Annotated in this window: 27 protein-coding genes; 20 read left to right on the forward strand and 7 right to left on the reverse strand. The window is 49.7% G+C overall.

All coding sequences use genetic code 11. The annotated features are described in order from the left end of the window. The first annotated feature begins 1 nt into the window (after position 1). From PEPTYR26121_RS03965 to PEPTYR26121_RS03975, 3 genes are all read left to right on the forward strand, one after another. Complete coding sequence (locus tag PEPTYR26121_RS03965) at positions 2–778, forward strand: NADPH-dependent oxidoreductase (RefSeq protein ID WP_246285890.1); 777 nt, start codon at positions 2–4, stop codon at positions 776–778. After that, positions 765–1,181: a WapI family immunity protein gene (locus PEPTYR26121_RS03970; RefSeq protein WP_180499454.1), complete on the forward strand. Its 417-nt coding sequence runs from the start codon at positions 765–767 to the stop codon at positions 1,179–1,181. Before PEPTYR26121_RS03965 ends, PEPTYR26121_RS03970 begins: the two co-directional genes overlap by 14 nt. Positions 1,182–1,416: 235 nt before the next feature. Next, positions 1,417–2,571 (forward strand): MFS transporter, encoded by a 1,155-nt coding sequence (locus PEPTYR26121_RS03975; protein ID WP_180499456.1) that lies wholly within the window; start codon positions 1,417–1,419, stop codon positions 2,569–2,571. 25 nt (positions 2,572–2,596) lie between these two features. On the opposite strand, the gene PEPTYR26121_RS03980 is transcribed toward PEPTYR26121_RS03975, so the two are convergent. Continuing rightward, positions 2,597–3,004 carry a Fur family transcriptional regulator gene (locus tag PEPTYR26121_RS03980; RefSeq protein WP_180499458.1) on the reverse strand — a complete coding sequence of 136 codons (408 nt, stop codon included), beginning with the start codon at positions 3,002–3,004 and terminating at the stop codon, positions 2,597–2,599. A gap of 146 nt (positions 3,005–3,150) precedes the next feature. On the opposite strand from PEPTYR26121_RS03980, the gene PEPTYR26121_RS03985 reads away from it, so the two are divergent. From PEPTYR26121_RS03985 to PEPTYR26121_RS04025, 9 genes are all read left to right on the forward strand, one after another. Beyond that, positions 3,151–4,215, forward strand: a complete 1,065-nt coding sequence (locus tag PEPTYR26121_RS03985; protein WP_180499460.1) for a metal ABC transporter substrate-binding protein — start codon at positions 3,151–3,153, stop codon at positions 4,213–4,215. After that, on the forward strand, positions 4,212–4,889 hold the full coding sequence (locus tag PEPTYR26121_RS03990; RefSeq protein ID WP_180499461.1) for a metal ABC transporter ATP-binding protein: 678 nt from the start codon (positions 4,212–4,214) through the stop codon (positions 4,887–4,889). Before PEPTYR26121_RS03985 ends, PEPTYR26121_RS03990 begins: the two co-directional genes overlap by 4 nt. After that, positions 4,870–5,673, forward strand: a complete 804-nt coding sequence (locus PEPTYR26121_RS03995; RefSeq protein ID WP_180499464.1) for a metal ABC transporter permease — start codon at positions 4,870–4,872, stop codon at positions 5,671–5,673. The genes PEPTYR26121_RS03990 and PEPTYR26121_RS03995 overlap by 20 nt, the downstream gene beginning before the upstream one ends. A 101-nt stretch (positions 5,674–5,774) precedes the next feature. Continuing rightward, positions 5,775–6,563 (forward strand): MBL fold metallo-hydrolase, encoded by a 789-nt coding sequence (locus tag PEPTYR26121_RS04000; protein ID WP_180499466.1) that lies wholly within the window; start codon positions 5,775–5,777, stop codon positions 6,561–6,563. Between the two features lie 11 nt (positions 6,564–6,574). Next, positions 6,575–7,333 (forward strand): 5'/3'-nucleotidase SurE, encoded by a 759-nt coding sequence (gene surE, locus PEPTYR26121_RS04005; protein WP_180499468.1) that lies wholly within the window; start codon positions 6,575–6,577, stop codon positions 7,331–7,333. Further along, positions 7,326–8,240, forward strand: coding sequence for a DMT family transporter (locus PEPTYR26121_RS04010; protein ID WP_180499470.1), 915 nt, complete (start codon positions 7,326–7,328; stop codon positions 8,238–8,240). Before surE ends, PEPTYR26121_RS04010 begins: the two co-directional genes overlap by 8 nt. A gap of 56 nt (positions 8,241–8,296) precedes the next feature. After that, a complete protein-coding gene (locus PEPTYR26121_RS04015) occupies positions 8,297–9,067 on the forward strand; it encodes a hypothetical protein (RefSeq protein ID WP_180499472.1) in 771 nt (256 codons plus the stop codon). Continuing rightward, a complete protein-coding gene (gene cutA / locus PEPTYR26121_RS04020; RefSeq protein ID WP_180499474.1) occupies positions 9,064–9,375 on the forward strand; it encodes a divalent cation tolerance protein CutA in 312 nt (103 codons plus the stop codon). Before PEPTYR26121_RS04015 ends, cutA begins: the two co-directional genes overlap by 4 nt. A gap of 192 nt (positions 9,376–9,567) precedes the next feature. After that, positions 9,568–10,395 carry a deoxyribonuclease IV gene (locus tag PEPTYR26121_RS04025; protein WP_180499476.1) on the forward strand — a complete coding sequence of 276 codons (828 nt, stop codon included), beginning with the start codon at positions 9,568–9,570 and terminating at the stop codon, positions 10,393–10,395. Here PEPTYR26121_RS04025 and glpK read toward each other — a convergent pair. Then, complete coding sequence (glpK, locus tag PEPTYR26121_RS04030) at positions 10,371–11,864, reverse strand: glycerol kinase GlpK (RefSeq protein WP_246285891.1); 1,494 nt, start codon at positions 11,862–11,864, stop codon at positions 10,371–10,373. The genes PEPTYR26121_RS04025 and glpK overlap by 25 nt on opposite strands. A 77-nt stretch (positions 11,865–11,941) precedes the next feature. Between glpK and ypfJ the strand changes: the two genes are divergently transcribed. Beyond that, entirely contained in the window at positions 11,942–12,817 is an 876-nt protein-coding gene (gene ypfJ, locus PEPTYR26121_RS04035; RefSeq protein WP_180499478.1) for a KPN_02809 family neutral zinc metallopeptidase, read from the forward strand. A 287-nt stretch (positions 12,818–13,104) separates the two neighbouring features. Here the strand turns inward: ypfJ and PEPTYR26121_RS04040 are convergent, their stop codons facing one another. From PEPTYR26121_RS04040 to PEPTYR26121_RS04050, 3 genes are read right to left on the reverse strand one after another with little or no spacing between them, the layout of a single operon-like run. Next, on the reverse strand, positions 13,105–13,662 hold the full coding sequence (locus tag PEPTYR26121_RS04040) for a chromate transporter (protein ID WP_180499480.1): 558 nt from the start codon (positions 13,660–13,662) through the stop codon (positions 13,105–13,107). A gap of 8 nt (positions 13,663–13,670) precedes the next feature. After that, on the reverse strand, positions 13,671–14,690 hold the full coding sequence (locus tag PEPTYR26121_RS04045; protein ID WP_180499482.1) for a PTS sugar transporter subunit IIC: 1,020 nt from the start codon (positions 14,688–14,690) through the stop codon (positions 13,671–13,673). Then, positions 14,687–15,259 (reverse strand): chromate transporter, encoded by a 573-nt coding sequence (locus tag PEPTYR26121_RS04050; protein WP_180499484.1) that lies wholly within the window; start codon positions 15,257–15,259, stop codon positions 14,687–14,689. The genes PEPTYR26121_RS04045 and PEPTYR26121_RS04050 overlap by 4 nt, the downstream gene beginning before the upstream one ends. 63 nt (positions 15,260–15,322) lie before the next feature. Between PEPTYR26121_RS04050 and proC the strand changes: the two genes are divergently transcribed. From proC to PEPTYR26121_RS04065, 3 genes are all read left to right on the forward strand, one after another. Beyond that, positions 15,323–16,081, forward strand: coding sequence for a pyrroline-5-carboxylate reductase (gene proC, locus PEPTYR26121_RS04055; RefSeq protein ID WP_180499486.1), 759 nt, complete (start codon positions 15,323–15,325; stop codon positions 16,079–16,081). A gap of 132 nt (positions 16,082–16,213) precedes the next feature. Beyond that, the gene (locus tag PEPTYR26121_RS04060) at positions 16,214–17,566 is read left to right on the forward strand and encodes an MATE family efflux transporter (protein WP_180499487.1); all 1,353 of its coding nucleotides are present in this window, start codon (positions 16,214–16,216) and stop codon (positions 17,564–17,566) included. A 127-nt stretch (positions 17,567–17,693) separates the two neighbouring features. Beyond that, a complete protein-coding gene (locus tag PEPTYR26121_RS04065) occupies positions 17,694–18,398 on the forward strand; it encodes a YwaF family protein (RefSeq protein WP_180499489.1) in 705 nt (234 codons plus the stop codon). On the opposite strand, the gene PEPTYR26121_RS04070 is transcribed toward PEPTYR26121_RS04065, so the two are convergent. Then, positions 18,367–18,984: a Crp/Fnr family transcriptional regulator gene (locus tag PEPTYR26121_RS04070; RefSeq protein ID WP_180499491.1), complete on the reverse strand. Its 618-nt coding sequence runs from the start codon at positions 18,982–18,984 to the stop codon at positions 18,367–18,369. The genes PEPTYR26121_RS04065 and PEPTYR26121_RS04070 overlap by 32 nt on opposite strands. An 88-nt stretch (positions 18,985–19,072) precedes the next feature. Between PEPTYR26121_RS04070 and PEPTYR26121_RS04075 the strand changes: the two genes are divergently transcribed. The 3 genes from PEPTYR26121_RS04075 to PEPTYR26121_RS04085 all read left to right on the forward strand — a co-directional run bounded on the left by PEPTYR26121_RS04075 (position 19,073) and on the right by PEPTYR26121_RS04085 (position 22,674). Then, positions 19,073–20,608, forward strand: coding sequence for a YjjI family glycine radical enzyme (locus PEPTYR26121_RS04075; protein ID WP_180499493.1), 1,536 nt, complete (start codon positions 19,073–19,075; stop codon positions 20,606–20,608). Continuing rightward, entirely contained in the window at positions 20,608–21,444 is an 837-nt protein-coding gene (locus PEPTYR26121_RS04080; protein WP_180499495.1) for a YjjW family glycine radical enzyme activase, read from the forward strand. Before PEPTYR26121_RS04075 ends, PEPTYR26121_RS04080 begins: the two co-directional genes overlap by 1 nt. 99 nt (positions 21,445–21,543) lie before the next feature. Continuing rightward, positions 21,544–22,674: a stalk domain-containing protein gene (locus PEPTYR26121_RS04085; protein ID WP_180499497.1), complete on the forward strand. Its 1,131-nt coding sequence runs from the start codon at positions 21,544–21,546 to the stop codon at positions 22,672–22,674. Between the two features lie 40 nt (positions 22,675–22,714). Here PEPTYR26121_RS04085 and PEPTYR26121_RS04090 read toward each other — a convergent pair whose 3' ends face one another. Next, positions 22,715–23,629 (reverse strand): LysR family transcriptional regulator, encoded by a 915-nt coding sequence (locus tag PEPTYR26121_RS04090; protein ID WP_180499499.1) that lies wholly within the window; start codon positions 23,627–23,629, stop codon positions 22,715–22,717. A gap of 261 nt (positions 23,630–23,890) precedes the next feature. Between PEPTYR26121_RS04090 and PEPTYR26121_RS04095 the strand changes: the two genes are divergently transcribed. Beyond that, entirely contained in the window at positions 23,891–25,207 is a 1,317-nt protein-coding gene (locus PEPTYR26121_RS04095; RefSeq protein WP_180499501.1) for a GntP family permease, read from the forward strand. The last annotated feature ends 10 nt before the right edge of the window (positions 25,208–25,217 follow it).

Genomic DNA, 25,217 nt, shown 5'->3' on the forward strand with positions numbered 1-25,217 from the left:
GATGGATAAATCCATGTTTGAAACGGCGCTGAGTCACCGCACCATTCGCGAATTTACCGAGGAAAAAGTCGATGAGGAACTGGTCGAGACATTGAAAAAGGTCGCCAATCGCACGGCTACTTCCACGGGTATGCAGTCTTATTCCATTATTCGCATCGAAGATGAAAAGACCAGGAAAGCCATCGCCGAGATCGGCGGTCAGGAATACATTGCCCGGGCGCCCGAACTTTGGATTTTCATCGTGGATGTGTACCGCAACAGCCGCATTGCCAGAGAACAGGGCGTGGAGCTTGCCGCCGAGCGGGACGCCGATCGCTTTTTCCAAGGCTTTACCGACGCCGCCCTGGCTGCTCAAAATGTGACCAATGCCATTGAAGCGGCAGGCCTCGGCGCCGTCTATTTAGGGAGCATTTTAAATGATGCGGAGGCCTTGATCGATCTTTTGGATCTTCCCGAGCTTACTTTCCCCGTGGTGGGTTTGGGCTTCGGTAAACCCAATCAATCCCCTCAGCTTAAGCCGAGAATGGATATGGAGCTTAAATTCTTCACCGATCGTTACCGGGAATTCGACAATTATATGGACATTATTGCCGACTACGATGAAGAAATGCAGACCTATTACGATTTAAGAGAAGCCAATCGCCGAGTGGATTCTTTTTCCAAACAGGTGGTAACCCGTCTTGAAAATGCCACGGTCAATCGGGCGAATCTCGCGAAAATTGCCGAAAAACAAGGCTTTAATTTACTGGGTGAGGAGAAAGACCATGCTGAATCTTAAAGAGGAAGGGAAAGAAGTTTCCATCGAGCTCTTGGAATACGAGTATCCCCCGGGATGGGGCGCCGGCATGCCCTATAATACGGACTATATTATCTGTAAGATCCTGGGGAAGGACGGCGACGACGATTTCGAGCTGGAAGACAGTTTTTTCCGCTTTTCCGAAATCGAGTCTATTTATGAGAATTGCGTAGAAGTATTGGACGGCGACAGTTACGGTTTCGAGGCCGTCATAGAGAATCCGAACCTCGGTTTTTACGTGGAAATCGAAGACGATCTCTTGGCGGTTCATTTTCAAATGGCAGGGGACGATCTCTTCACCATTTCTGAGAAGATGAACCCGGTAGAGTTTCGGGAGATGGTGGATTCCATAGACGAAAGCCTCCGTTCCATCGCCGGTATTTGACATGAGAAAGAAATAGATTAGAGTATTGACCGATTCAATAATTCATGTGATAATGGATACAATCGACGGAGCGCTATGCTCGCTTACTCCTAGCTATAAGTTTTTACTTAGAGTTATTTCTTACTTACTGTTGCTTACCAAATATCGGAAGAGCATACCGTCGAGACGACATAAAGTCGCAAAGAAAGGTGACCCGGAGGTCATCTTTTTTTGTGGGCACTAAAAAGGAGTTTTTATGAAACGCAGAGATTACATTACCGCCTTGGCCCTCTATATTACCTATTTCGTTCACGGCATCGGCGTATCCATCCTTTCCCAGTACAAGGAATCCCTGGCAGGGGCCTGGCAGGCGCCGGGCATCGCCACGGTACTCCAGGTTATTGCCGCTCTGGGCCTCGGGCGCCTCGTGGCCCTTCCCATATCGGGCTATGTATCCGACCGATTCGGGCGAAAGGCATCCGGGCTTATCGGCATTCTCTTTTACGCGGTTTACTTTTTCGGTATTGCCGTGACATCCTCGTCTAAAATGGCCTACGGTCTCGCCATTTTCGGCGGCATCGCCAACTCCTTTTTAGATACCTGCGTCACGCCGACGATCCTCGAGATGTTCGGGGAAAAAGGCGGCACCGCCAATATGTTTACGAAATTTTCCATGTCCATCGGTCAGTTTCTCCTGCCCTTTATGATCGGAGCGGCCACGACCATGGCTCTTTCCTATCGCGCCCTCTTTTACTTAATGGGCGGGCTTATCGCCCTCGACGGCATTCTCATCGCTTTCCTTCCCTTCCCGAAGACGAAAAAGGAAGGGGACCATGTGGCCGCGCCCTTTGCCCTGAAAAAAGAAGCTCTTCCCGCCATCCTTATGGGCTTTACCGCCACCGCCACCTTTATTTTGTGGCTCAACTGCAATCAGGAGTTGGGCGCCCTTTACGGCATGGCGGATCCGTCGAAGATCCAATCCTTTTACGCACTGGGTACCATCGTGGCGATTTTAGCTACGGCCTTCATTGTGCTGAAAAAATGGAGCACGGAAGATGTTTTAATCGCCTATCCCGGGATTTCCCTTCTGGCCCTCATAGGGGTTTACTTTATAAAGACCCCCTTGGCCGCCGTGGTGGCGGGCTTTCTCATCGGATACGGCGGCGCCGGCGGCGTTTTGCAGTTAGTGGTGGCCGAAGCCAACAGCTATTATCCGGATCATAAGGGAAAAATTACATCGGTGGTTATGATCGCGTCATCCATCGCCAATTACGTGGTCCTCGCCCTTGCGGGAAAACTCACCGCCCTCTCCGGCGTCGATGCCCCGCGCTATGTATTGGTTTTAAATATGGTTATTACGCTGGCGAGCGTCATCCTCGCCCTTCAACTGAAGCGCCAAAAAAGAGCATAAAAAAATCTGCCGCAGCAGATTTCCTTTACTTCTTATTCAAGCAATCGGGGCAAATCCCTTCCAGCTGAAAACTGTGGCCTGTAATGGCGTAGCCCGTGGATTTGGCGATGTGATCGTCTAAATCCTTCAGAGGACAGTTGTGAATGGGCGTAAATTTGCCGCATTTCGAGCAGACGATGTAGTGATTGTGTTCTTCATTATGGTATTCATAATAAGTAACGTCCTCTTGTTGAACCGAGGCCTCCAAAAGGCCGATTTCCGTCAATTGATTTAAAATACGATAGACCGTGGAAAGAGAAGCGGTGGTCTCGTCTTTTATAGCATTGTAAACATCCAGGGCGCACATGGGAACATGGGCGCCTTTTAAAATGTCGATGACAGCCAACCGCCCCTTGGTAGCTTTCAATCCATATTGTCGTAAAATAGTTTCCATACCGATCCTCCCTTTATTCCATCATAAGGCAAGAGAGGAAAAAATGATAGTTTTTCAAAAAAACGGGTAAAAAAACCTTTAAATAAGAATCGTTTCTGTTATACTTAGAAAGTAAATAATAACGATTTCTATTTAGGAGGCATATAATGAAATTGAAAAAAATCGCCGTGGCGGCTTGCGCCCTGGCACTTTTAACGGCATGCGGTAAAAATCAAAATGCCAATGTAGAAAATACTGCTGCTAATCAAGCGGCGGTGGAAGACAAGGTAGAAAACAAGAGAGAAGACGGCCTGAACATCGTCACCTCCACCTACATCACCCGGGATTTGGCACAAGAAATCGCAGGCGATTCCGGAACGGTTACCTGCTTGATTCCCAAGGGCCAAGGGGTTCACGGTTTCGAACCTTCTCCCAAGGATATGAATATGTTAAAAGAGGCGGATCTCTTTATTTATAACGGCGCCGGCTTGGAATCCTGGGTCGACACGGTGAAAGACACTATGGGAGAAGACGGAGCAGCTGTGGAAGCATCGGAAGGTATCGAACTCTTAGCCGGCGGCCATCACCACCACCACGACGGGGAAGAGGCTCACGACCACGATCATGACGCGGATGAGCACGATCACGATCATGACCACGATGCCGCCGAACACGATCACGATCACGACCACGATGCAGCGGAACACGACCACGATCACGACCACGGCGGGAAAGATCCCCACGTCTGGATGTCGGTTCAAAACGCAAAGCAAATGGCACAAAATATCGCCGATGCTATGATCAAACAAGATCCGGGTAACAAGGCAAATTACGAGGCCAATCTCGCCGAGCTCAACAAAAAATTAGATTCCCTCGACAGTTCCTTTAAAGAAACCTTGGCAAAAGCTAATACTAAGGACATTGTCGTAAGCCACGAAGCCTACGGCTACCTTGCCAAGGAATACGGTCTGCATCAAATTCCCATCGAAGGCATTAATTCCGAAAGCGAACCGGATCCCAAGGCCATGAAGGAAATTATCGAGCTTATGAAGGAAAAAAACATTAAAACGGTCTTTACGGAACCGAATGAAGATGATAAAATCGCACAAACCATCGCATCGGAAACCGGGGCGGAAGTTAAAGAATTGGATCCCCTGGAATACGAAAGCGATCAAAACTATATTGAACGCATGGAAAACAATCTGAAAGTATTGGAGTCGGCATTAGAATGACAAATCTCTATCGTGTAGACGATGTGGCTTTTTCCTATGGAAAAAACCAAGTATTAAAAGGCGTGAATCTCTCTGTCAATCAGGGAGATTTTCTCGCATTTATAGGAGCCAACGGCTCGGGCAAATCCACCTTGGTTAAATTGCTCTTGGGCATTGAAAAGCCGGGTAGCGGCACTATTTACTATAAAGGAGAAGAGGTAAGCGGGCGCACGGATTTTTCCGGCGTAAGCTACGTTCCCCAGCTTATGACGTCCAGCTACGATTTTCCCATTACGATTTTCGAGCTGGTAGGTCTGGGACTTTACGGCGAAAAACTGAGTAAAGTAGAGAAACGAGATCGCATCGACGACGCCCTTTCCCTCGTAGGGCTGCGCAATTTGGACGATCGCCTTTACGGTGCCCTTTCAGGGGGTCAGAGACAGAGGGTGCTTCTCGCAAAAGCCCTTATTTCTCGTCCCGACGTCTTGATTTTAGACGAACCTACGACGGGCATCGATTTTAAATCCCGCAATGCTCTTTACGGACTTTTAAACCATCTACACGATAACCATGGGATCACCATTTTAATGATCACCCACGAAATGCATCTGATCGAAAATCTGGTAGACGAGGTCTACACGCTGGAAGACGGCGTCTTGGAAAGGGGGATGGGTTATGGAAATCTTTCAGTATGATTATATGCTCCGGGCCATGGCCATCGGTCTGATGCTCGGCATCGTCATTCCCTCCATGGGCGTGATCATCGTCAACAGACGTCTCGCCATGATCGGCGACGCTCTTTCCCACGTGTCCCTGGCCGGGGTTATGTTCGGGCTTTTAATCGGCATCAATCCCATTTTAGGCGCCATTATTACCTGCGCCGTCGCCGCTTTTTCAATGGAATGGATTCGCCGCTACTTTCCCTCTTACGGAGAAATCGCCACGGCGGTGATCATGTCCACGGGGGTGGGCCTGGCCTCGATCTTATCGGGCTTTGTAAAGGGGGGCGCCAATTTCGAATCCTTCCTCTTCGGCACTATCGTCGCCATTACGGATTTCGAATTTTACACCATTCTCGCCGTGTCCCTCTTCGTCGTGGTCTTTCTCTATAAAAACTACGACGCCCTCCTCTACCTTTCGTTCGACACTATATCCGCCCGCCTTTCGGGCATCAAGGCCGATAAACTTTCCGGTCTCTTCGTCATTTTGACGGGGCTTACGGTGGCCATCAGCGCCCGCACCGTGGGGGTACTCATTATCTCTTCCTTGTTGGTGCTTCCCGTATCCTGTGCACTTCAGCTGAAACTGAGTTATAAAAAGACCCATATCGCCTCCATCCTCTTCGGCGTCGCTTTTACGGAACTGGGCCTCGCCATATCCTATTACGGAGGACTGAAACCGGGAGGCAGTATCGTGCTCCTCGGCGTGATCACCTTGGTTGCCATTATGATCGGGCGGCAGGTTTTGAAGAAGAATTAAAGAGCCTTGTATAGGCTCTTTTTTAATGGGCGGAGGGAGAGTCTTAAGAAGAGCCAAGAGGTCTACTTTTTTGTTATAATAGCCGTGGAGGAAGAGTAAGTATGAAATTTTCTGCAATTGCCAGCGGCAGTTCCGGTAACTGCCAATATATCGAAACCAATGAAAAACGCATTTTAATCGATGCCGGCCTGAGCGGCAAGGCCATCGAGCGAAATTTAAAAATAATCGGCGTGGATCCCTCGACTCTCGACGGAATCTTCGTCACCCACGAACACAACGACCACGTCAAGGGTGTGGGGATTTTAGCGAGACGCTACGGCCTGGAGGTCTTCGCCAACGAAAACACCTGGATGGCCATGGAGCGCACGGTAAAGCGTATCGACGACCACAAGCGCCACGTCTTCAATTCGGCGGAGCCCTTCCGCTTCGGCGACCTTACTGTCTACCCTATGCCCCTCTTTCACGATGCCGCCGAAGGCTGCGGCTATGTATTCTCCTCGGGAGGAAAAAAGATCTCCATCTTAACGGATACGGGTTGGGTGAATACGAATATGTTGGAACATATGGCCGGGAGCGATATTTATTACCTGGAGAGCAATCACGATCTGGAAATGCTTCAAAACGGACCCTATCCCCGTATATTGAAAGATCGCATCGCCTCTACCCGCGGTCACTTATCCAACGAACACTGCGCCGAGCTTCTCACGAGTCTTCTCGAAAAGAAGCAGGAGCACGTGGTGCTCGCCCATCTTTCCATGGAAAATAATATTCCCCTCTTGGCCGCCCGCACCACCCGGGACACTCTGGCGGATCACAGTATTCACGAAGGAGTGGATTTTATGCTGGAAGTGGCGAAGCCCGACGACCCCACAAAACTCATCGAACTGTAAAGGAGACTTACATGAGAATTTTACTGACCAACGACGACGGTTATTTTGCTCCGGGCATTCGGGCTCTGGCGAAGGAACTGGCAAAAGAGCACGAGGTGATACTCGTGGCGCCGGAAAAAGAACACTCCGGCCAAAGCCACGCCATTACCATCCACCATTCCCTGGTGGTGAAAAAAGTCGAGATCGACGGCCTTTCCATCGACGCCTACAGTGTAAGCGGTACGCCGGCGGACTGTGTACGGGCGGGAATCGATAAAATCGTGCCCTGGCGACCCGATGTGATTTTCTCCGGCTGCAATTTAGGCTATAACGCCGGCATGGATATTATCTATTCCGGCACCGTAAGCGCCGCCTTGGAAGGGGTTCTTCTCGGCATTCCCTCCGTGGCCGTCAGCGCCCAATGGGTGGACGGGGACGCCATGTTTGAAACCGCCGCCACCATCGCCTGCGGCGTCTTTGAAAAGGTAAAGGATTCCTTTTTAAACAATCCCGAGCCTACGGTTTTAAATATTAATGTGCCTTATTTGCCCGTAGACGAGGTAAAGGGCGTGCGGGTTGCCGACATCGGCGAAAACGCCTACGATTATTATTTTGAAGAGGAAGTGGACGGGGAGCGCATGCTCTCTCTTAAGGGCCGAAGTAAAATGGAGTTTAAAGAGGGTACGGACCGCTATTTCCTGGAACAGGGTTACGCTACCTTGACGCCCGTCATCTACGGATCTGCCGATCCCGAGGTTATGGAACGGCTTACAAGTTGGTTAGATGATTAAGGGGCTTTCCGGAGAAGCTAAGGCCGAGCTTCTCCTCTTCGTCCTCGCCATGATTTGGGGCGGCAGTTTTGTGGCCGCCAAATTTTCCATGACGAGCTTCGACCCTTACTATGTCTGTCTCCTTCGCTACGGTCTCGGCTTTCTCGTGCTTTGGTTTCTCTTTCCGAAAGAACGGAAAAAGTTGGATAAGCCCACCCTGATCGGAGGCCTGGAAGTGGGAATACTCTTAGGCGTGGGAACGGCCTTTCAAATGGTAGGTCTCAAGTATACGACGCCGGCAAATCAAACCTTTATTATCGTGAGTTATGTCATTACAGTGCCCTTGTTAAATTATATTATTACGAAAGTAAGGCCCGGAGGTCATATTTTAGTGGCGGCGGTCTTTACGGTAATCGGCGTGGGTTTTTTAACCTTGGGGCCCGGTACGGGCTTTAATATCGGCGACGGTATGACCTTTATTATGGCCCTTTTATTTGCCTTTCAGATTCTATGTATCGATCACTGGATGCCCAAAGTGACGAGCTCCATTATGTTTACGGCGGCGCAGTTTTTTGCGGCGACGGTGATTTCGATTATTCTGTTTTTTATCAACGGTAGGACCATGTACACCGGAGAGATTACGGCGGGGGCCATTACGGGCATTATTTACATCGTGATCTTAAACACGGTAGTGGCCTATGTGATTCAGAACTACGCCCAGCGGGACGCCTCACCGGATAAAAGCGCCCTGATCATCAGTTCGGAATCCCTCTTCGGCACCTTCGCCGCCTACTTTTTCGCCGGGGAATCTTTCCCGCCGAAGAAGATCGTCGGCTGCGTCCTGATTTTAATCGGGCAGTTTATCGCCCAGGTGCTCCCGGCCCTTAAAAAAATGAGACGCAAAAGGAGGGCAATTGATAAAGTATGAGGGGAAAAGGGTATAAACTGTAAGAAGAGTTGAGAACCTAGTAAAGGAGATTACTTATGAGACAAAGCACATCAGATATTTTTAAAAAGATGTTTCCGAGCCTCTTGGTCTATTTAATTATTTTGGCGGCCTATTCGCTGATTACGAAATTAATGGGCCTCGGAACGGATGCCCTGTTTACCACACCGGAACCCGGGCAAATGGCACCGCCAAGCTTTAATCCCGGCGGCGAGAGTTTTTTAGCTATTATTTTACAGTTGATTTATTTCATCGTCATGGGTCTGATCGGCTTCGGCATCATCCTTTCCATTTACAGAATCGCCCGCTACGGAACCGACATCAGTTTCGCCGATCATTTCTTTTTCTTTAATCGCCACGGGGGCAAGGCGTTCCTTACTTATGTTGTGGAAAGTCTTCTGACCCTCGTAGGTATCGTGCTCCTCATCGTTCCGGGGATCGTCTTCTCCCTGGCCATGCTGCCTCTAGGTGCGGTCATGGGCATTAATTATTTAAAAGGCGAATACGGCATTATGCAGTCCATTCGGGATTCCTGGTATCTGACAAAAGGTTTTAAGGGCATGATCTTCGGCAGAGTCGTTCTCGCCGGCGTGATCGTCCTCGTTATCTCCATCGCATCGTCTTTCGCCGTTATGGCGGCAGGTGCAGCAGGGCCCATGGCCTCTATCCAACAAGTCGTCCTGACGATTGTTTCGGGTCTTATTATGTATGTGGCTGTCATCGATATTATCCGCGAACTTGTGGAACGAGGTGCTTTCGAGCGCATCGATAAAAGGGAAGAATCCTTAGAAGAGGGCGAGATAGTATGAGCTATTTAAAAGTTGAAATTTTTGTTCCCAAGAAATATGTAATAGAGCTGGCCAACGATTTAAACGAAGCCGATTTATTGACAGAAGGCTGTTACGACTACGCCTTTTCCACGACGGAAGTAGAGGGCCACTGGCGTCCATTAGAAGGAGCCAATCCCTTCGACGGCACGGTGGGACAGGTTCAAGCCAAGCCGGAAGTTAAAATGGAATTTCGAATCAGTGAAGAGGATAGGGAAGAGGTCCAAAGGATTATCGACCGGGTTCACCCCTACGAGGTGCCCGTGGTGAATTATATTCCCCTGGCCTAATGTGATCATTTTTCGAAAAGCTCTAAGAATCGTTTAACAAGAAAGAGAGAAGTGCCGAAGGGCGCTTTTTTCTTGCTTCTTTCCGCTATACTATTACCGAATAGGACGGAAAGAAGGGGATGGATATGCACGTAGAATATATAATGCTGGCGCTGATCATTATCGTCATGTGGTTGCCCCAAGGGAGGTAAAATGCGTAAAATCGGATATCATACATCGGTAACGAAGGGTTGGGTTCGGGCCATGGAAGAGGTGAAAAACATCGGCGGAGGTTCTTTTCAGTTCTTTACCAGAAACCCGAGAGGTTCGAGAGCAAAAGCCGTAGACCACGAGGATCTGGCGGAGTTTCAAAAACTTAGGGGCGATTTCGGCCCGGTGATCGCCCACGGCGCCTACACCATGAACCTGGCCTCGTCGAAGGAAGAGGTGCGGGAGAGAAGCGTCGACCTTATAGGGGACGACATGGAGCGATTGGCCGCCTTTCCCGAGGACACGGTGTATGTGTTTCACCCGGGAAGCCACACGGGAGACGGTGTGGAAAAGGGAATCGAGCGAATTATTCGCGGGCTAGATGCCGTAAAAGAAAAATTTCCCCACGGGAAGATCTGCCTGGAGACCATGAGCGGCAAGGGAAGTGAAGTAGGGAGCAGGCTCGAGGAACTACAGGCGATTATAGAAGGTGTGGGCGACGATAATCTGGGCATTTTGCTGGACACCTGCCATATGTTCAGCGCCGGCTACGATCTTTCAAATCCCGAGGAGGTTTTAAACCGAATCGAGGATACCGTCGGCCTTTACAAAGTACACGGCCTGCACTTAAACGACTCCATGATGCCTTTCGGCGCAAAAAAAGATCGCCACGCTCCCATAGGAGATGGCGAAATAGGCTTGGATGTGATCGTGAATTTTATCGGGCAAGATGTATTTAAAGATCTTCCCATGGCACTGGAGACGCCCGGAGGAGTGGAAAATTATGAAAGGGAAATCGCCGCTCTTCAATCTGCCCTGTCGTCCAGGTGAACGTCCATGGTCATTTCCACGGCGCGAACCCAGCGTTTCCGCTCTTTTGAATAATCGGCGCCCTTGGGCTCGATAATACGCGCTTTCGAGGCGCGTTTTTTTATGTCCGAAAGATCTTTATAGAGTCCGGAGCCGATCCCCGCCATAAAGGCGGCGCCGAGGGCCGTGGTCTCCACAAGTTCCGGGCGGTGGACTTTACGCCCGATTAAATCGGCGAGACGTTCCATTAAATAATCGTTTTGGCTGACGCCGCCGTCGACGAGAATGCGGTCGTGGCCGTCGTCTAAATCTTTTTCCATGGCGTCGATAACATCGGCGGTCATAAAGGCGATGGCATCCAGCGCAGCCTTAACAAGATGGGCTCTTCCCGTGCTGCGGCTGATGCCGAAGATAGTGCCCCTTGCGTCGGCGTCCCAATAGGGCGTGCCCAGGCCTGTAAAGGCGGGAACGAAGACCAGGGGATTATCCCCGTCCACACTGCGTGCCAAAGCTTCCGTTTCATCCGCCGATTCGATGACCTTTAAATCATTTTTCAGCCATTCCATGACGCTTCCACAGGCGAAGATACTCCCCTCCATGGCGTAGACCGGTCCGTCGCCTATATCCCATGCGTAAGATGAAAGCAGGCCGTAATCGCTGAGCACCGGTTTATTGCCCGTGTTCATTAATATAAAGGCGCCGGTGCCGAAAGTGCTCTTCACTTCGCCCACTTCGAAACACTGTTCGCCGAAAAGGGCGGCCTGCTGATCGCCGATCATGCCCGTAACGGGAATGGACGTGCCGAAGTGAGAGGCCAAAGTGGTGCCGAAGGGGTAAGCCGTAGGCTTTACCTCGGGGAGGCAAGCTCTCGGAATGTTGAAGATTTCAAGGAGCTCATCGTCCCAATCCAGAGTGTGAATATTAAAGAGCATGGTGCGGGAGGCGTTGGACATATCCGTAGCGTGGACTCCGCCGGTCAAGTGGAAGAGCAGGAAGGAATCCACTGTGCCGAAGAGGATCTCTCCCTTCTCCGCCCGCTCCCTGGCGCCGGGGACGGAATCTAAAATATAGCCGATCTTCGTAGCGGAGAAATAGGCGTCTACCTCGAGGCCCGTCTTTTCCCGCACGATGTCGCCGTAGCCCTGTTCCTTAACGGCCTCGGCTCTGTCCGCGGTGCGGCGACATTGCCAGACGATGGCGGGGGCGATGGCCCGGCCCGTTTTTTTATCCCAAAGGATGGTAGTTTCCCTTTGATTGGTAATGCCCATGCAGACTACATCTCGTTTATCGATGTCCGCCTTGGCGAGGGCTTCGGCCACGACGCCGATGGTGGTGGATAAAATTTCCGAAGGGTCCTGCTCCACCCAGCCCGGCTTCGGGAAATATTGTTTAAATGCTTTTTGTGCCACGGTAACCACATGGCCGTCTTCGTCGAATAAAATGGCGCGGTTCGACGTGGTTCCCGCATCGATTGCTAATATGTATTTCATGATTCACCTCGTATCTATTCTAACAGTTTTCCCATAAACGTGTTAATATGGTAGAAAGAATGCATTAGGAGGTCATCATGAAATATAAAGGTAGAAAGGGTAGCAGCAATATAAACGACTTGCGCGGACGCAGCGGCGGCAGAGGAGGCATCCCTATTCCCGTGGGCCGCGGCGGTATCGGATGCGGAGGGCTTGTTCTCCTTATTCTGATCGCTTTGCTGAGAGGGGGCCTTGGAATCGGCGGGCCCGCCACGAGCCAAACGACGCCTACGGAGACCCGGACGGAACAAAGCCAAACCGCTTCCGGAGAAAAAGACGAACTCTTTGAATTTTCTTCCGTGGTCCTCGCCGATACGGAAAGAGTGTGGACCGATGTCTTCGAGAAAAACGGACGGACCTATCATCCCCCGCAAATGAATGTGTTTACCGGCTCCGTTCAAAGCGGTTGCGGATACGCTTCGGCGCAAACCGGGCCCTTCTACTGCCCGGCGGATCAATCCATTTATCTGGATCTTTCCTTCTACGACGATCTGCACCGCAGATTCGGCGCCAAAGGGGACTATGCCTTTAACTACGTTATCGCCCACGAGGTAGGGCACCACGTGCAGCGGGAACTAGGTGTCATGGGTCAGGTGCAGCAATTGCAACAAAAGGTTTCTAAAAAAGACGCCAATCGCTTAAGCGTGGCTTTGGAACTTCAGGCCGATTATCTCGCCGGCGTCGTGGCGAAGTATCAGGAGCAGTACGGCTATTTAGATGAAGGGGATATTCAAGAGGCCATGACGGCCACCCAGGCTATCGGCGACGATACCCTTCAAAAGCGAGGCCAAGGCTATGTAGTGCCCGACTCTTTTACCCACGGCACTTCCGAACAGCGGACCGAATGGTTTATGCGCGGCTACCGCGCCGGAGATCTTTCCGACTGGGATACCTTTAAAGAACTGGGGATTTAACAGACGAAACAGAAAAATTATCTAAAAAGACAAAGTGAAACAAATTGATTTACACACACGATGAAAAATAGTGCGGTTTCCGCGGAAGAAAATAAACTTCTTCTATAGTTTAAGGCGGAAAAGTTCTAAAACTGTCTTTTTTCTGAATTAGTGAAAGTTTTCACCTTTTTTGCCGAGGGATGTGTTACGATAGCCTCGGAGAAACAATTAAGCATGGGACGATCGAGCAGACGACGATTCCAAAGCATTCAAAAAGGCGCTTCCTTCGGGAGGCGCCTTTTCTGTGTCTAGACGATGAGGGGAAGACATAATTTAAGCCCGATTCCCATAACTGCACCGATGACGATGATGCGAATGAGATCGACTTTTTTGTGATAGAGATAGCCGCCGACGATAAAGGTAATGAGGGCGACAATTTCGAAAGCTCCGTCGGTGGGCCATAGAGAGTTTCGGAACATATCGTAGGATGCGATAAAGATCAGGCCGATAATTCCCGCCTTGATTCCCCGTAGGAGCATGTCCATAAGGCGAAACTTTTTGTTTTTCGTAAAGAGGAAATAGGCCAGGGTGATCATGATCACGGTCTGGGGCGCCGTCACCCCGAGGGTGGCGACGATGGAACCGGGAACCCCCGCCACTTGAGCGCCGACGAAGGTGGCGCAGTTAATGGCGATGGGACCGGGGGTCATTTGGCTGATGGTGATCAGATCGGTGAACTGGGTCATGGTGAGCCAGCCTTCCGTTTCCACGATGTATTGCTGGATCAGGGGAATGGTGGCGTAACCGCCGCCGAAGGAAAAAAGGCCGATCTTGAAAAATTCGAAGAATAGTTTAATTAAGAGCACGTCATCACCTAAATTCCCAATGTCATATCGCCGTCGTGAATCCAATTTTTAGATTTCATAAAGCGATAAATCAAGTAGGATAGGGCGCCGGGAAGTACGACGTGGAGCACCAGAATAACGATCATTAGTTTACCGAAGGGCATGGTGCCCGCCATGGCTTGTATGGTGCCGATTTGGCCCACGAGGCCGCTGGTGCCCATACCGCTTCCGAGGGGCGTGTTTTCCAAGCGGAATATCATGGTGGAAAGAGGCGAGAGAATGGCACCCGCCAAGGTGGGGGGAATCCAGATGCGGGGATTTTTTACGATATTGGGCATTTGAAGCATACTGGTACCCAAACCTTGGGCGAAAAACCCGTCGAAGCCATTGTCCTTAAAGGAAATGACGGCGAAGCCGATCATTTGCGCCGAGCAACCCATGGTGGCGGCGCCGCCGGCCAGGCCCGAAAGGGAAAGCATCATACAGATGGCGGCACTGGAGATGGGGAGGGTCAAAGCGATGCCCACGATGGTGGAAACGAGGATCCCCATGACAAGAGGCTGTTGTTCCGTAGCCACCATAACCATACGGCCCACACTTTCCATAAACCATTGGATGGAGGGGCCTACGAGCTTGGCCACGATCATCCCCGTAAGGACCGTAACCGCCGGGGTAATTAAAATATCCACGCGGGTCTCTTTGCTGATGAGCTTCCCGCATTCCGCCGCGACGATGGCGGCGATGTAAACCGCCACGGGGCCGCCGATATCGTAACTGCCGGCGCCGACGACGGCGGAGGCGAAGAGGACGAGAGGCGGAGCGTCCAGTGCGTAGGCGATGGAAATGGCGATGGCAGGTCCCGTAGCCTGTTGGGCCATGGGCCAGATAAATTCCGTTAAAAAGGGAATGTTCAGCTGAGTGCCGATGGTGTTTAAAATCGTGCCGATTAAAAGGGTGGCGAAGAGACCGTAGGCCATGGCGCCGAGGGCGTCGATGCCGTAGGTCTTAAAGCCCGGATTGACTTGTTTTTTTCGTAGGAATTCTTTCACGAGCGTTGACCTTCTTTCTTGCGATCTTCAAGTTTGGTGACGATAATGCCGGAAAAACCCAGCAATAAAATAATAAAAGCGGTGTTGATATCGGTGAGCATGCCGAGAGCGGTGGCGACGACGATCATTAAGATCGAAAAATTCCTGTCCTCGTGCATGGCCCGCTTGCCCATGCGCCAGGTGGTTAAAAAGAGCACCGCCGAAATAATGCCGCTGATGCCAACGAGGGCGGCGTTGACATAAAAGTTTTCGCGGAATTCCTTGTACGCCAGATTAATCGAAAGAATAATCACGAGACAGGGCAGGACGCTGGCGAAGAGGCAAGTGGCCGCTCCGAGAGGTCCCCTTAGGCGATAGCCCGTTAAAAGAGAGCAGGAAATGGCCATAGCCCCCGGTCCCGATTGGGCGAGGGCTACGATGTCGAGCATTTCCTCTTCGTCGATCAGTTTCTGGTGCTCTACAAATTCATCGCGAATAATGGGCACGATGGTGTAGCCGCCGCCGAATGTAAAGGTGTTAATTTTTAAAAAAGTTAAGAATAATTTCCATAGTGAAATAGGCTTCTCCATGCACAACCTCCTCGGAGATAGTATACTGTAATTAGAAAACTGCTTCAAGAAAGGGTGAACGGTATGAACATCGGCATTATCGGTCTCGGCAATATGGGCCGGGCATTTTACGATTTATTTTTAAAGGCGGGACATACGCTTTACGTGGCCTGTCCCCACGAAAAAGACATCGACACATTTCAAACTCGGGACAATCGGGAGATCGTCGATCGCTCGGATATTATCTTTTTAGGGGTCAAGCCCTATATGGTGAAAACCGTCATGAAAGAAATCGAAGATAAAATCGAAGGACAGACCATCGTCTCCATGGCGGCGGGCGTGGATATCGAAGCCCTTCGCGCCATGGCGCCCACGGAAAAAATTATTCGCGTGCTCCCGAACACGCCCATTACCGTGGGAAAAGGGGTCATCGCTTACACGCCGGGCTACGATATGGCGGACGACGAAAAGGAAAGTTTTGAAGAACTCCTGGCCCCGGCAGGCCTTATTATGGAAATGGACGAGGCCAATTTAGACATCGTCACGGCTCTTGCAGGCGCTGCTCCCGCCTTCGTCGCCATGATCGTGGAGGCTTTCTCCGACGGCGCCCTTCAATGCGGCATGAAGCGGGCGGACACTTATAAAATCGCCGCGGCCGCCATCGTCGGAAGTTGCGAACAGCTCCTTCAGGAAGGGCTCCATCCCGGTCAGTTGAAAGATAAAGTCTGCTCTCCCGGCGGCGCCACTATCGAAGGGGTTCTCGCCATGGAACGTGCCGGCGTGCGGGGCGCTCTTTCCGATGCCATGATCGAAACGGTAAAAAAGGGAAAATCTTTGGCATAATGGCAAAAAAGCCTGAAATATGCGGGAATTAGTGTTACAATAGCCCTTTAAGATGAACGAGAAAATGTGAACGGCACCGCAAACCGGCGGTGTCGTCCTTTGAATGTAAAAAAGAAACGAGAAGGAGGGTGTATGAAACGTGAAAATGTAGACTTGACACAAGGTGTTATCTGGAAGAGTTTGTTGACTTTTACGCTGCCCCTGCTCTTTTCAGCTCTTTTGCAACAACTCTATAACACCGCCGACCTTTTAATCGTCGGGCGTTTCGCCGGGAAAGAGGACATGGCCGCCATCGGCGCCTCCGGGGCGATTACCCTTCTGGTCGTGGCGCTTTTTATGGGGCTTTCCACCGGGGCATCGGTCCTCGTCGCCCAATACTACGGCGCGAAAAACCGCAAGGAACTTTCGAAGGTGGTGCACACCAACTTCGCCATCGCCATTTACGGCGGCGCCGTGCTTTCGGTCATCACGATTATTATGTCCCCGCTGTTTTTAAAGTGGATCGCCACGCCGCCGGAGGTCATGGGGCCGGCCACGAGCTATTTGCGCATCGTCTTTGTGGGCATGGTGCCCATTATGCTCTACAATATGGGATCGGCGGTTTTAAGAAGCGTCGGCGACAGTGTGCGGCCCTTTAACTTTTTGGCCGTATCCGCTATTTTAAACATTATCTTAGACCTTATTTTAGTCGGCATCTTCCGCATGGGGGCCATCGGCGCCGGAATCGCCACGGCCGTCGCCCAGTCCGTATCGGGGATTCTCGTAGCTTACAGTTTAATGCGAACTACGGATATTTACCGATTGAACCTGAAAAAGATTCGCTTCCACAAAGACAGTATGCGGGATATTTTTTCCATCGGCTTGCCCGCCGGCATCTCCGGAGCCATGATCGCCCTTTCCAATGTCATTATTCAGGGGCAAATCAATGTGTTCGGCGCCCAGGCCATCGCCGGCGCCGCGGCGGCCAATAGAATCGACGGCTTCGTCTTTACATCCCTGGAGGCCTTCGCCCTGGCGATTACAACTTTTGTAGGTCAAAATATCGGCGCGCGTAAGTCCAAGCGCCTGTCCGTAGGGATCAAGACATCCCTCCTAATGACCATGGGTTTTGTCGCCGTCGTATCCGCCATCCTCGTCTTTTTCAGAGACGCCTTTATGGGTATTTTCAGCACGGATCAGGGCGTCATCTTCTACGGTGCACAAATGATCTTGATCTTGGCGCCTTTCTATTTGATCTTCTCCATTACGGAAGTTCTCTCCGGCGCCATTCGGGGGAGCGGCACCTCCATTCCCGTCATGGTCATTACCTTGATCGGCATGTTTATCATCCGCATCGGCTGGATCGTCATCGCCATGCCCATGTTTAATTCCATCGACATCATTTACTGGAGCTATCCCATCAGCTGGATCGCCACCTTTATTATGACGGTAGTCTATTTCTTCTTCGGCAAATGGCGAGCCGATCTTCCGGAAGACGGAGAATAAAAAGTTGTAAACAAAAATCGAGTGAGTTTTTTCTCACTCGATTTTTTACTTTTTCTACATAATATCTTCACAGAGAAGGAAACAAGCTGTGTTAAAATATCAAAAAAAAAGAAAGGGGAATGGGCCTATGACTTTGAAAGAAGAATATGTTTCCTTCCTGGGGCCGGGCCACTTCGTGTACTTAACCGGTTTTCTTCTCGTATTCTATTTTTTAATGCGCAAGCGGGAGACTGTCCGCGCCCATGCCGATCGGGCGGATAAAATTCTCGCCGGAATCATTATTTTTCAGCAAATCCTTATGTATGGAACCTACATCTTCCATTACGATTTTATACTTTCGGAATCTCTGCCTTTTCACGTCTGTCGCGTGGCGAGCCTCGTAATCTTGGCCTATCTTTTTACGAAAAAGCGCGTACTCTACATTATCGGAACGGCTTTCGGCTTTTTCGCCCTCTTAAGCTTCGCCTATCCCCTCCAGGTCGTGCCTATTAATCACCCCATCGGCCTTAGCTTTTTTATCAGCCATACGGTGAATCTGCTCTTCGGCCTTTACGGCCACATTACTCGAGGTTATAGGATAAGCAATCGAGATATGCCTAAGGCCCTTCGGGCGTTTTTCGCCTACTTCGTCTTCGTCTATCTCTTTAATCCTCTCGTAGACGGAAATTATTTCTATTTTAAAGAAAAGCCCTTGGTGGGGGATATGCCCGATCTTATGTACGTGCCCCTTTGCCTCGCCGTATCCTTTCTCCTCATTATTTTAGGGATGAAGTTTTATATCTTAATGGATCGACACGTGCTTAAAGATGACGAAAAAATTCGCTTATCTTAGTGTCATGCTCTTTATAGATAAGGACCTTTCCTCCCGTTCTCGTTAAAAACCCCTCTTCTTCCAGTTCCTTTAAATAGCGGTAGAGGCTTCTCGGGGGGATCCCTAAGAGATCGGAAAGATCTTCCCGCGTTAAAGGCAAAGTGTAGGGGAAGGGTCCCTGTGCCATGCGGTAGAGCGTGTGGAGGATCCGCTCCTTGCCGGAAAGATGTTTTTCCCTGGCGCTTCGCCCCATCTCCTCTACATAGAGCGTGGAAATATAGCGGAGCAGAAATTCCAGAACCTCCCGATCCTTAAAGAGAGGATCTTCCGGAGAAAGGGCATAGCAGCTACCCTCCGTAAGGGTCTTCACGCCGCAGAGGAGGGGAGTGTCGGCGAAAGCTTCCACGAGGCCGAAACATTGGGGCGCCGCCATAAAACTCTGCAAAATACGTTCACCATTCGTATCGTATCGGGAGACCTCCACGGTGCCCGATTCCAAAAACAGAATAGCGTACTCTTCGCTGTCCGGAAAGAGGAGCATCTCCCCCTTTTTAAAGCGCCTGCGCCCCGTAAGTTTTCTTTTTGAAAAAAGCGTATAAAAATCCATAAAGCCCCCTGAAAGATGCCAAATGGCATCTTTTTTTATTTTCATTCAGTATATACTATCCTTAGAAAAAGGGAAAGGGAGGCCAAAAATGGAACGTTTTTTTACGATTGAAAGTGTTAGAGATGCAGTGAGAGAGATTCAACAAGACACTGCACAAACTTACGGACAACAAACGTCTCGTCTCGCAAAAATTGCGGAAAATGTAATGGATTACCCGGTGAAAGAAGAGGACGCTTTTTACGAACTCTACGACAAGGGTGAAATCTGCGATTTAGACGAAGGCCACGCGCCCTATGCGCCTCGCTATATTCTCCCCGATTACGAAAAATACCTAAAAGAAGGCAGCGAATTTTTACGCATGGACGCTCCGGAGACGCTTTTGGAAGCGACCACGGCGCTCCTTATTATGTACCATCACGTGCCCAGCGTAACCCGCTTTCCGGTGTACATCGGCGCTCTCGACGATCTCCTCGAGCCCTTTGTACAAAAAACCGATCGCAAAGAAGCTGAAGCGATTTTAAGAAACTTCCTCATTCAGCTGGACCGCACGGTGGACGACTCCTTCTGTCACGCCAATATCGGCCCCTACGAAACGGAAACGGGCAATATTATTTTAGATCTCGTCGAGGAACTTCAAATCGTAACGCCCAATATGACCCTCCTTTATGACGAAGACAAGACGCCGGATAGCTTTGCGGAAAAAGCACTGAAGGCGAGCCTTACCTGCGCCAATCCGGCCTTCGCCAATCACAAATACTATAGCAGCGATTTCGGCGATGTAGATTACGGCATCGCTTCCTGCTACAACGCCCTTCCGAAACACGGCGGCGCCTTTACCTTGAGTCGTCTCCGTCTCAATAAAATTGCGGAAGGCGCCGAAAGCGTGGACGCATTCTTCGAAAACAATCTGCCCCGCGCCATCGACACCATGCTCCACTTTATGGAGTCTAAAATTCAATACCTTGTCGAGGAAACCTCTTTCTTTAAATCCAACTTCCTCGTAAAAGAAGATTTCGTGGACATCGACAACTTTGTCGGTCTCTTCGGCATGGTCGGCCTTGCGGAATGTACCCAAGAGCTCCTTAAAAAAGAAGGCGTCGAGGCGAAATACGGCGTCGACGAAGCGGCGGATGATATGGGTATTCGCGTCATGGACTTTATCGAAGAGCGGGTGAAAAACTTTAAATCCGCCTACAGCCCGGTGTGGAACCATCGCTTCATGCTCCACGCGCAAGTAGGCGCGGCAAACGACCTGGGTACCACGGCGGCACACCGTATCCCCATCGGTCAGGAGCCTGATCTTTATAACCACCTGCGTCAAGCGGCGAAGTTCCAAAAATACTTCCCCTCCGGCGTCGGCGATCACTTCCCCTTCGACGAAACGGCGAAGCGCAACCCGAAGGCCGTGCTCGACGTCTTTAAAGGCGGCTTTAAACTGGGCAACCGCTACCTGTCCGCCTACAACGACGACGGCGATCTCATTCGCGTCACCGGCTACCTCGTTAAAAAATCCGACGTGGAAGCCTTTAAAGCGGGCAAACAAGTAACTTACGATACGGCGCAATATGCGGCCGACCCCTTGACGAAATACGGCATTCTGGACCGAAAAGTCGAAGGCGTCTAATGTTATATGTGAACAAACTGATTCCCATGAGCGTCGTCGACGGTCCCGGGAATCGTTTTGCTATCTTCCTCCAGGCGTGCAATTTTAATTGCATGTACTGCCACAATCCCGAAACCATCCACCGCTGCATCCATTGTGGCGATTGCGTAAAAACCTGCCCGGTATCCGCCCTTTCCCTTGAAGAGGGAAAAGTAGTGTGGGATCCCGTTAAATGTGTGGACTGCGACAAGTGCATCGCCACCTGCACCCACGGCGCCTCGCCGAAAGTGCGGGCCATGGAGGCGGAGGAGATTTTAAAAGAAATCGACGAGGCTCTCCCCTTTATCGAAGGCATCAGCGTAAGCGGCGGCGAATCCACTCTGCAGGCGGAAGGGCTCATTCCTCTCTTTAAAGGAGCGAAAGAGCGAGGCCTTACGGCCCTTATCGACTCCAACGGCGGCATGGATTTTGCAAAAGGCACCCTTAATGAACTGCTTAACATATCTGACGGCGTTATGTTGGATATTAAGGCGTGGGACGAGGAAGATCACCGAAAACTGACGGGGCGAGACAACGGAATCGTAAAAGAAAACCTCGCCTATTTGGCGGAGGCGAAAAAACTGGAAGAAGTGCGCCTCGTGCTTTTAGATCACTTGGATAACGAGCGAACCCTGCGGGGAGTGGCGAATGTACTGGGAGAACATATCGGCGAAGTGGCCATCAAGCTCATCAGTTACCGCCCCTTCGGCGTGCGAAAAGATTACGTCGATGTATTAAACGCGCCGACGACAGAAAGAAAAGCTGAGCTGCTCGCTTTAGCGAAAGAGCTCGGATTCAGAGAAGTTATCGATATTTAAACCTGCCGAAGAGCGGGTTTTTTATTTTCAGAAAAAATTATATTTTTTTTTAAAAAGGGGGTATACTCGTAGTAGATACTTAGTGAAAAGGAGGATATTATGAAAAAATTACTTACTCTCGCCCTGGCTCTCGTCATGTTGCCGAGCCTCGCCTTTGCGGAAACGCGACCGATCTCCCTGTTTGTGAACGGCATCGACGGAGAAGAATTTAAAGAACAACCTGTCATTCGCGACGATCGCCTGTTCCTGCCCCTTCGAAGTGTACTCAACAACATGGTCTTTAAAATCTACTGGGACGGCAAAACCAAAACTGTGAGCATCGACGACGGCACGGTGGAAATGACCGTAGGCAAGAAGGAATATTATGCACGCGGACAAAATAAAACTATGGACGTGGCGCCCTTTATTCTAAAAGATCGCACCTATGTCCCCATTCGTTTTCTCGCCGACGGCATGAAGATCCCCGTAGCCTGGGATGCGAAACACAGAGCGGCGACTGTGGGGGAATATAAGAGCGCGGCCGCCTTTACCCCGGAAAAGACCGTAACCTACGGCAATGTGACGTTCTCCTTGCCGAAAGATTGGGAAAAGCAGCTGATCATTACCTACGATCACAATATGATTACCTTCTACGACAAAAAGAATTACGATGCGGAAAAAGACATGGGGCGCATCGGCGAAGTTCAAAATATAAGAGATCCCTACAAGATATTCGTGCCGAAGCTACTACTGTACAAGGGCAATTGCTTCTACACCTTCCTCACCTACTCGAGCGATGTGCAGGTGGTAGACATTGGGAATAAAGAACTTTCGGAAAGCTACACCCGGTCCAAGGAATTGGTGCGTGAAATTTTAAAGACCGCGGAAGTAAAAGACGATTTCAATGAAGCTGATCGCACAAAAGTTGGCGATATCAGCTTCGTGCTCCCTAAATCCTATCGACAAGGTGTCGGTGCGGAAGTGATTGACGGTAAGGTGACTTTCTACGATAAGGCCAATCACGATCTGAACAAAGACGCCGGCATCATCGGGAGTTTCCAAACAGTAAAGGCGAAAGATTTGGACGGAATAAAAGAAAATTTCCACATTATTCGATGCAAAGAAAATGCCTGCCTCGTCTTCGTCTATGCTGAAGACGGGAAACTTGCCAAAGAAAAAGATCCCGCACTACAAAAAGCTTACGGGACATCCAAAGAAAGAGTGAGCAATATCTTACTTACCGTAGAATAAAGAATATAGCAAACAAAAAGGGCCCGCTCCGGGCTCTTTTTTACTCTTCCATAGATCGAATGGTGTCGATGATGAATTTACGTATTTCTTTAATAATAGCAGGATTTTCCACGGCAATGTTTTCGCAACATACCACGGTCCACTCGATGGATTCCCGCACGGGTACCATGATTAAATTTTCAACCATTTCCTTCGTAAAATAATTGCGAATGCGTTCGGGCATAAGGCTGATGTAATCGGTGCCGATTAAGGTGGTGACCTGAAAGTCCCATACGGATCCTGTGAGGACTACGTGGGCCTCGAGCTCTCTGGAATGCAGGGCGTTTTGGATTAAGTAATAGGTGGAGAATTTGTCGCTGGGGATGGAAAGGGGGTAGTGGGCGATGTCTTCCCAGTCGATGAACTCTCTGTTTGCAAGGGGATGGTTCTTAGAGAGAATGGCGGCAAATTTGGAATGATCCACGGGAATTTTAGAAATTCCCACATTATTATAATCTGTGGGCTCCGTCATCAGGCCCAAATCGATTTTTTGATTTAGCAGACCCTCTTTTAAGCCTTCCTGATTCGTTTCTGAAAAAACAAATTCCACTTGAGGGTACTGTTCCTGAAGGGAAAATAAAATAGAGGAAAGATAGCTGCGCAATAAAAAGGGAGGCGCCGCAATATTAACGGTCCGTGTAAAATGATTTCCTATGCGATGGAGTTGCCCCATCATTTTTTCGTGACGACGCAAAAGTAGCTTGCCTTCTTCATATAAATAACGGCCGCCCGGGGTAAGCTCCGTATAACGTCCCTTGTTTTTTATAAAGAGTGCCACTCCTTCTTCTTTTTCCATAGAGCGAATGGCGTTACTCAGGGCCGGTTGGGAAATAAACAGCTCCTGCGCCGCCTTGGTAATATTAAAATTGTTTTCGACGACGGCGATAAAATAAGCGAGTTTCTGTAGATCGATCATAAGTCCTCCTTAACCACCATTATACGATAACTTTAGGTTATGAAAATGATTACATTTATGTCTTTTTAATAACGAACATAGCTTGATAAGATATTTTCAGAACGAAGTATAAAATATTTAAAAACAAAAAACAAGAGAAGTAAAAAATGCTATAAAAAACAAATGGCTAACTTTTTTTACATCGATTGTTATAAAAAAGTCGTTTTTAAAGCTTCGTCGTCAGAATCTATGCTTTCGTTTTATATATGAAAGGAGTGCAAAATGGGAGTTATTGGTTTACTACTCGCATTGGCTGTGCTTATCGTTTTAGTCTTTAAAGGCTTTCACGCATTGCCGGTGTCTTTATTTGCAGCATTAATTATTTTTATTACCAACCGTTTCGACATTTGGCCCGGTTTTATGGAAGGCTATGCCCCTGCTATGACCGGATTTATCGCAAGTTATCTCATTATGTTTTTACTGGGCTCATTAGTAGGGGAGCTTTTATCGAAATCCGGCGCGGCCAGCGCCATAGCTAAAAAGCTTACGGATACTTTCGGCGCGAAACACGCTTTTTTAATCGTCGTCTTATCGTCGGTTATCTTATCGTACGGCGGTGTTTCCGTATTCGTCATAGTCTTTTCGATTTATCCCATTGCGCTCATTCTTTTTCAGGAGGCGGATATACCGAAGCGCGTTATCCCCGGAGCAATTTTACTGGGTGCAGGTTCCTTTACGATGACGGCTCTTCCCGGCTCTCCGGCCCTTACGAATATTATCCCTACGAAATATCTGGGTACGACGACCACAGCCGCTCCTCTCGTAGGTATCGGCGCATCTATCGTGATGTTTACAGTAGGCGTTATTATTTTTAACGCTTACATTAAAAAGTTAAAGGCCAACGGCGAAAAGTTTGAACTGGGAGAAAAAGACAAGCAAATAGGTATTTCCGCTGAACAAATGGAAAATCTGCCTCCTTTCGGCTTATCCATTATCCCCATTATTGTCATTGTCGGTACGATTTTAGGTGTACGCTTTGCAGGCATCGACATCGACCCTATTTATTCTGTCGTTATCGCTCTCTTAGCGGGCGCCGTCGTCACCTATCTTCTTTTCTATAAACGTCTCGAAGATCCCAAGACATCGATCCGTATGGCCAGTGAAGGCTCCATCAACGCTCTTATGAATACATCGTCCGTCGTCGGCTTCGGAGGAGCCATTCGTCTCGTACCCGCGTTCCAAGCTTTCGTAAACTTCGCCACGGGACTCGCGTTTAATCCTCTCATTTCGGCGGCCCTTGCGGTCAATATTATTGCGGGGATTACGGGATCGTCTTCTGCGGGGATTACGATTTTCATGGACTCCATGAGCCAAAACTTCTTAAGTATGGGCATCGAACCTCAACTGTTACACCGCGTCTGCGCTATTGCGGCCGGCGTTTTAGACTCTCTGCCCCACGCAGGCCCCAATGTAACTTTCTTAATGGTAGCGGGACTTTCGTTTAAGGAAGGATACCCGGGCATCTTTATTGCCACCTGTATCGTACCGCTCTGCGGTTTGATCACGGCCCTCTGTCTGGGTCTTATGGGTATTCTTTAAATCTTAAGTA

The organism is Aedoeadaptatus nemausensis, from assembly GCF_903819165.1.
In the GTDB taxonomy this organism is placed as follows: domain Bacteria; phylum Bacillota; class Clostridia; order Tissierellales; family Peptoniphilaceae; genus Aedoeadaptatus; species Aedoeadaptatus nemausensis.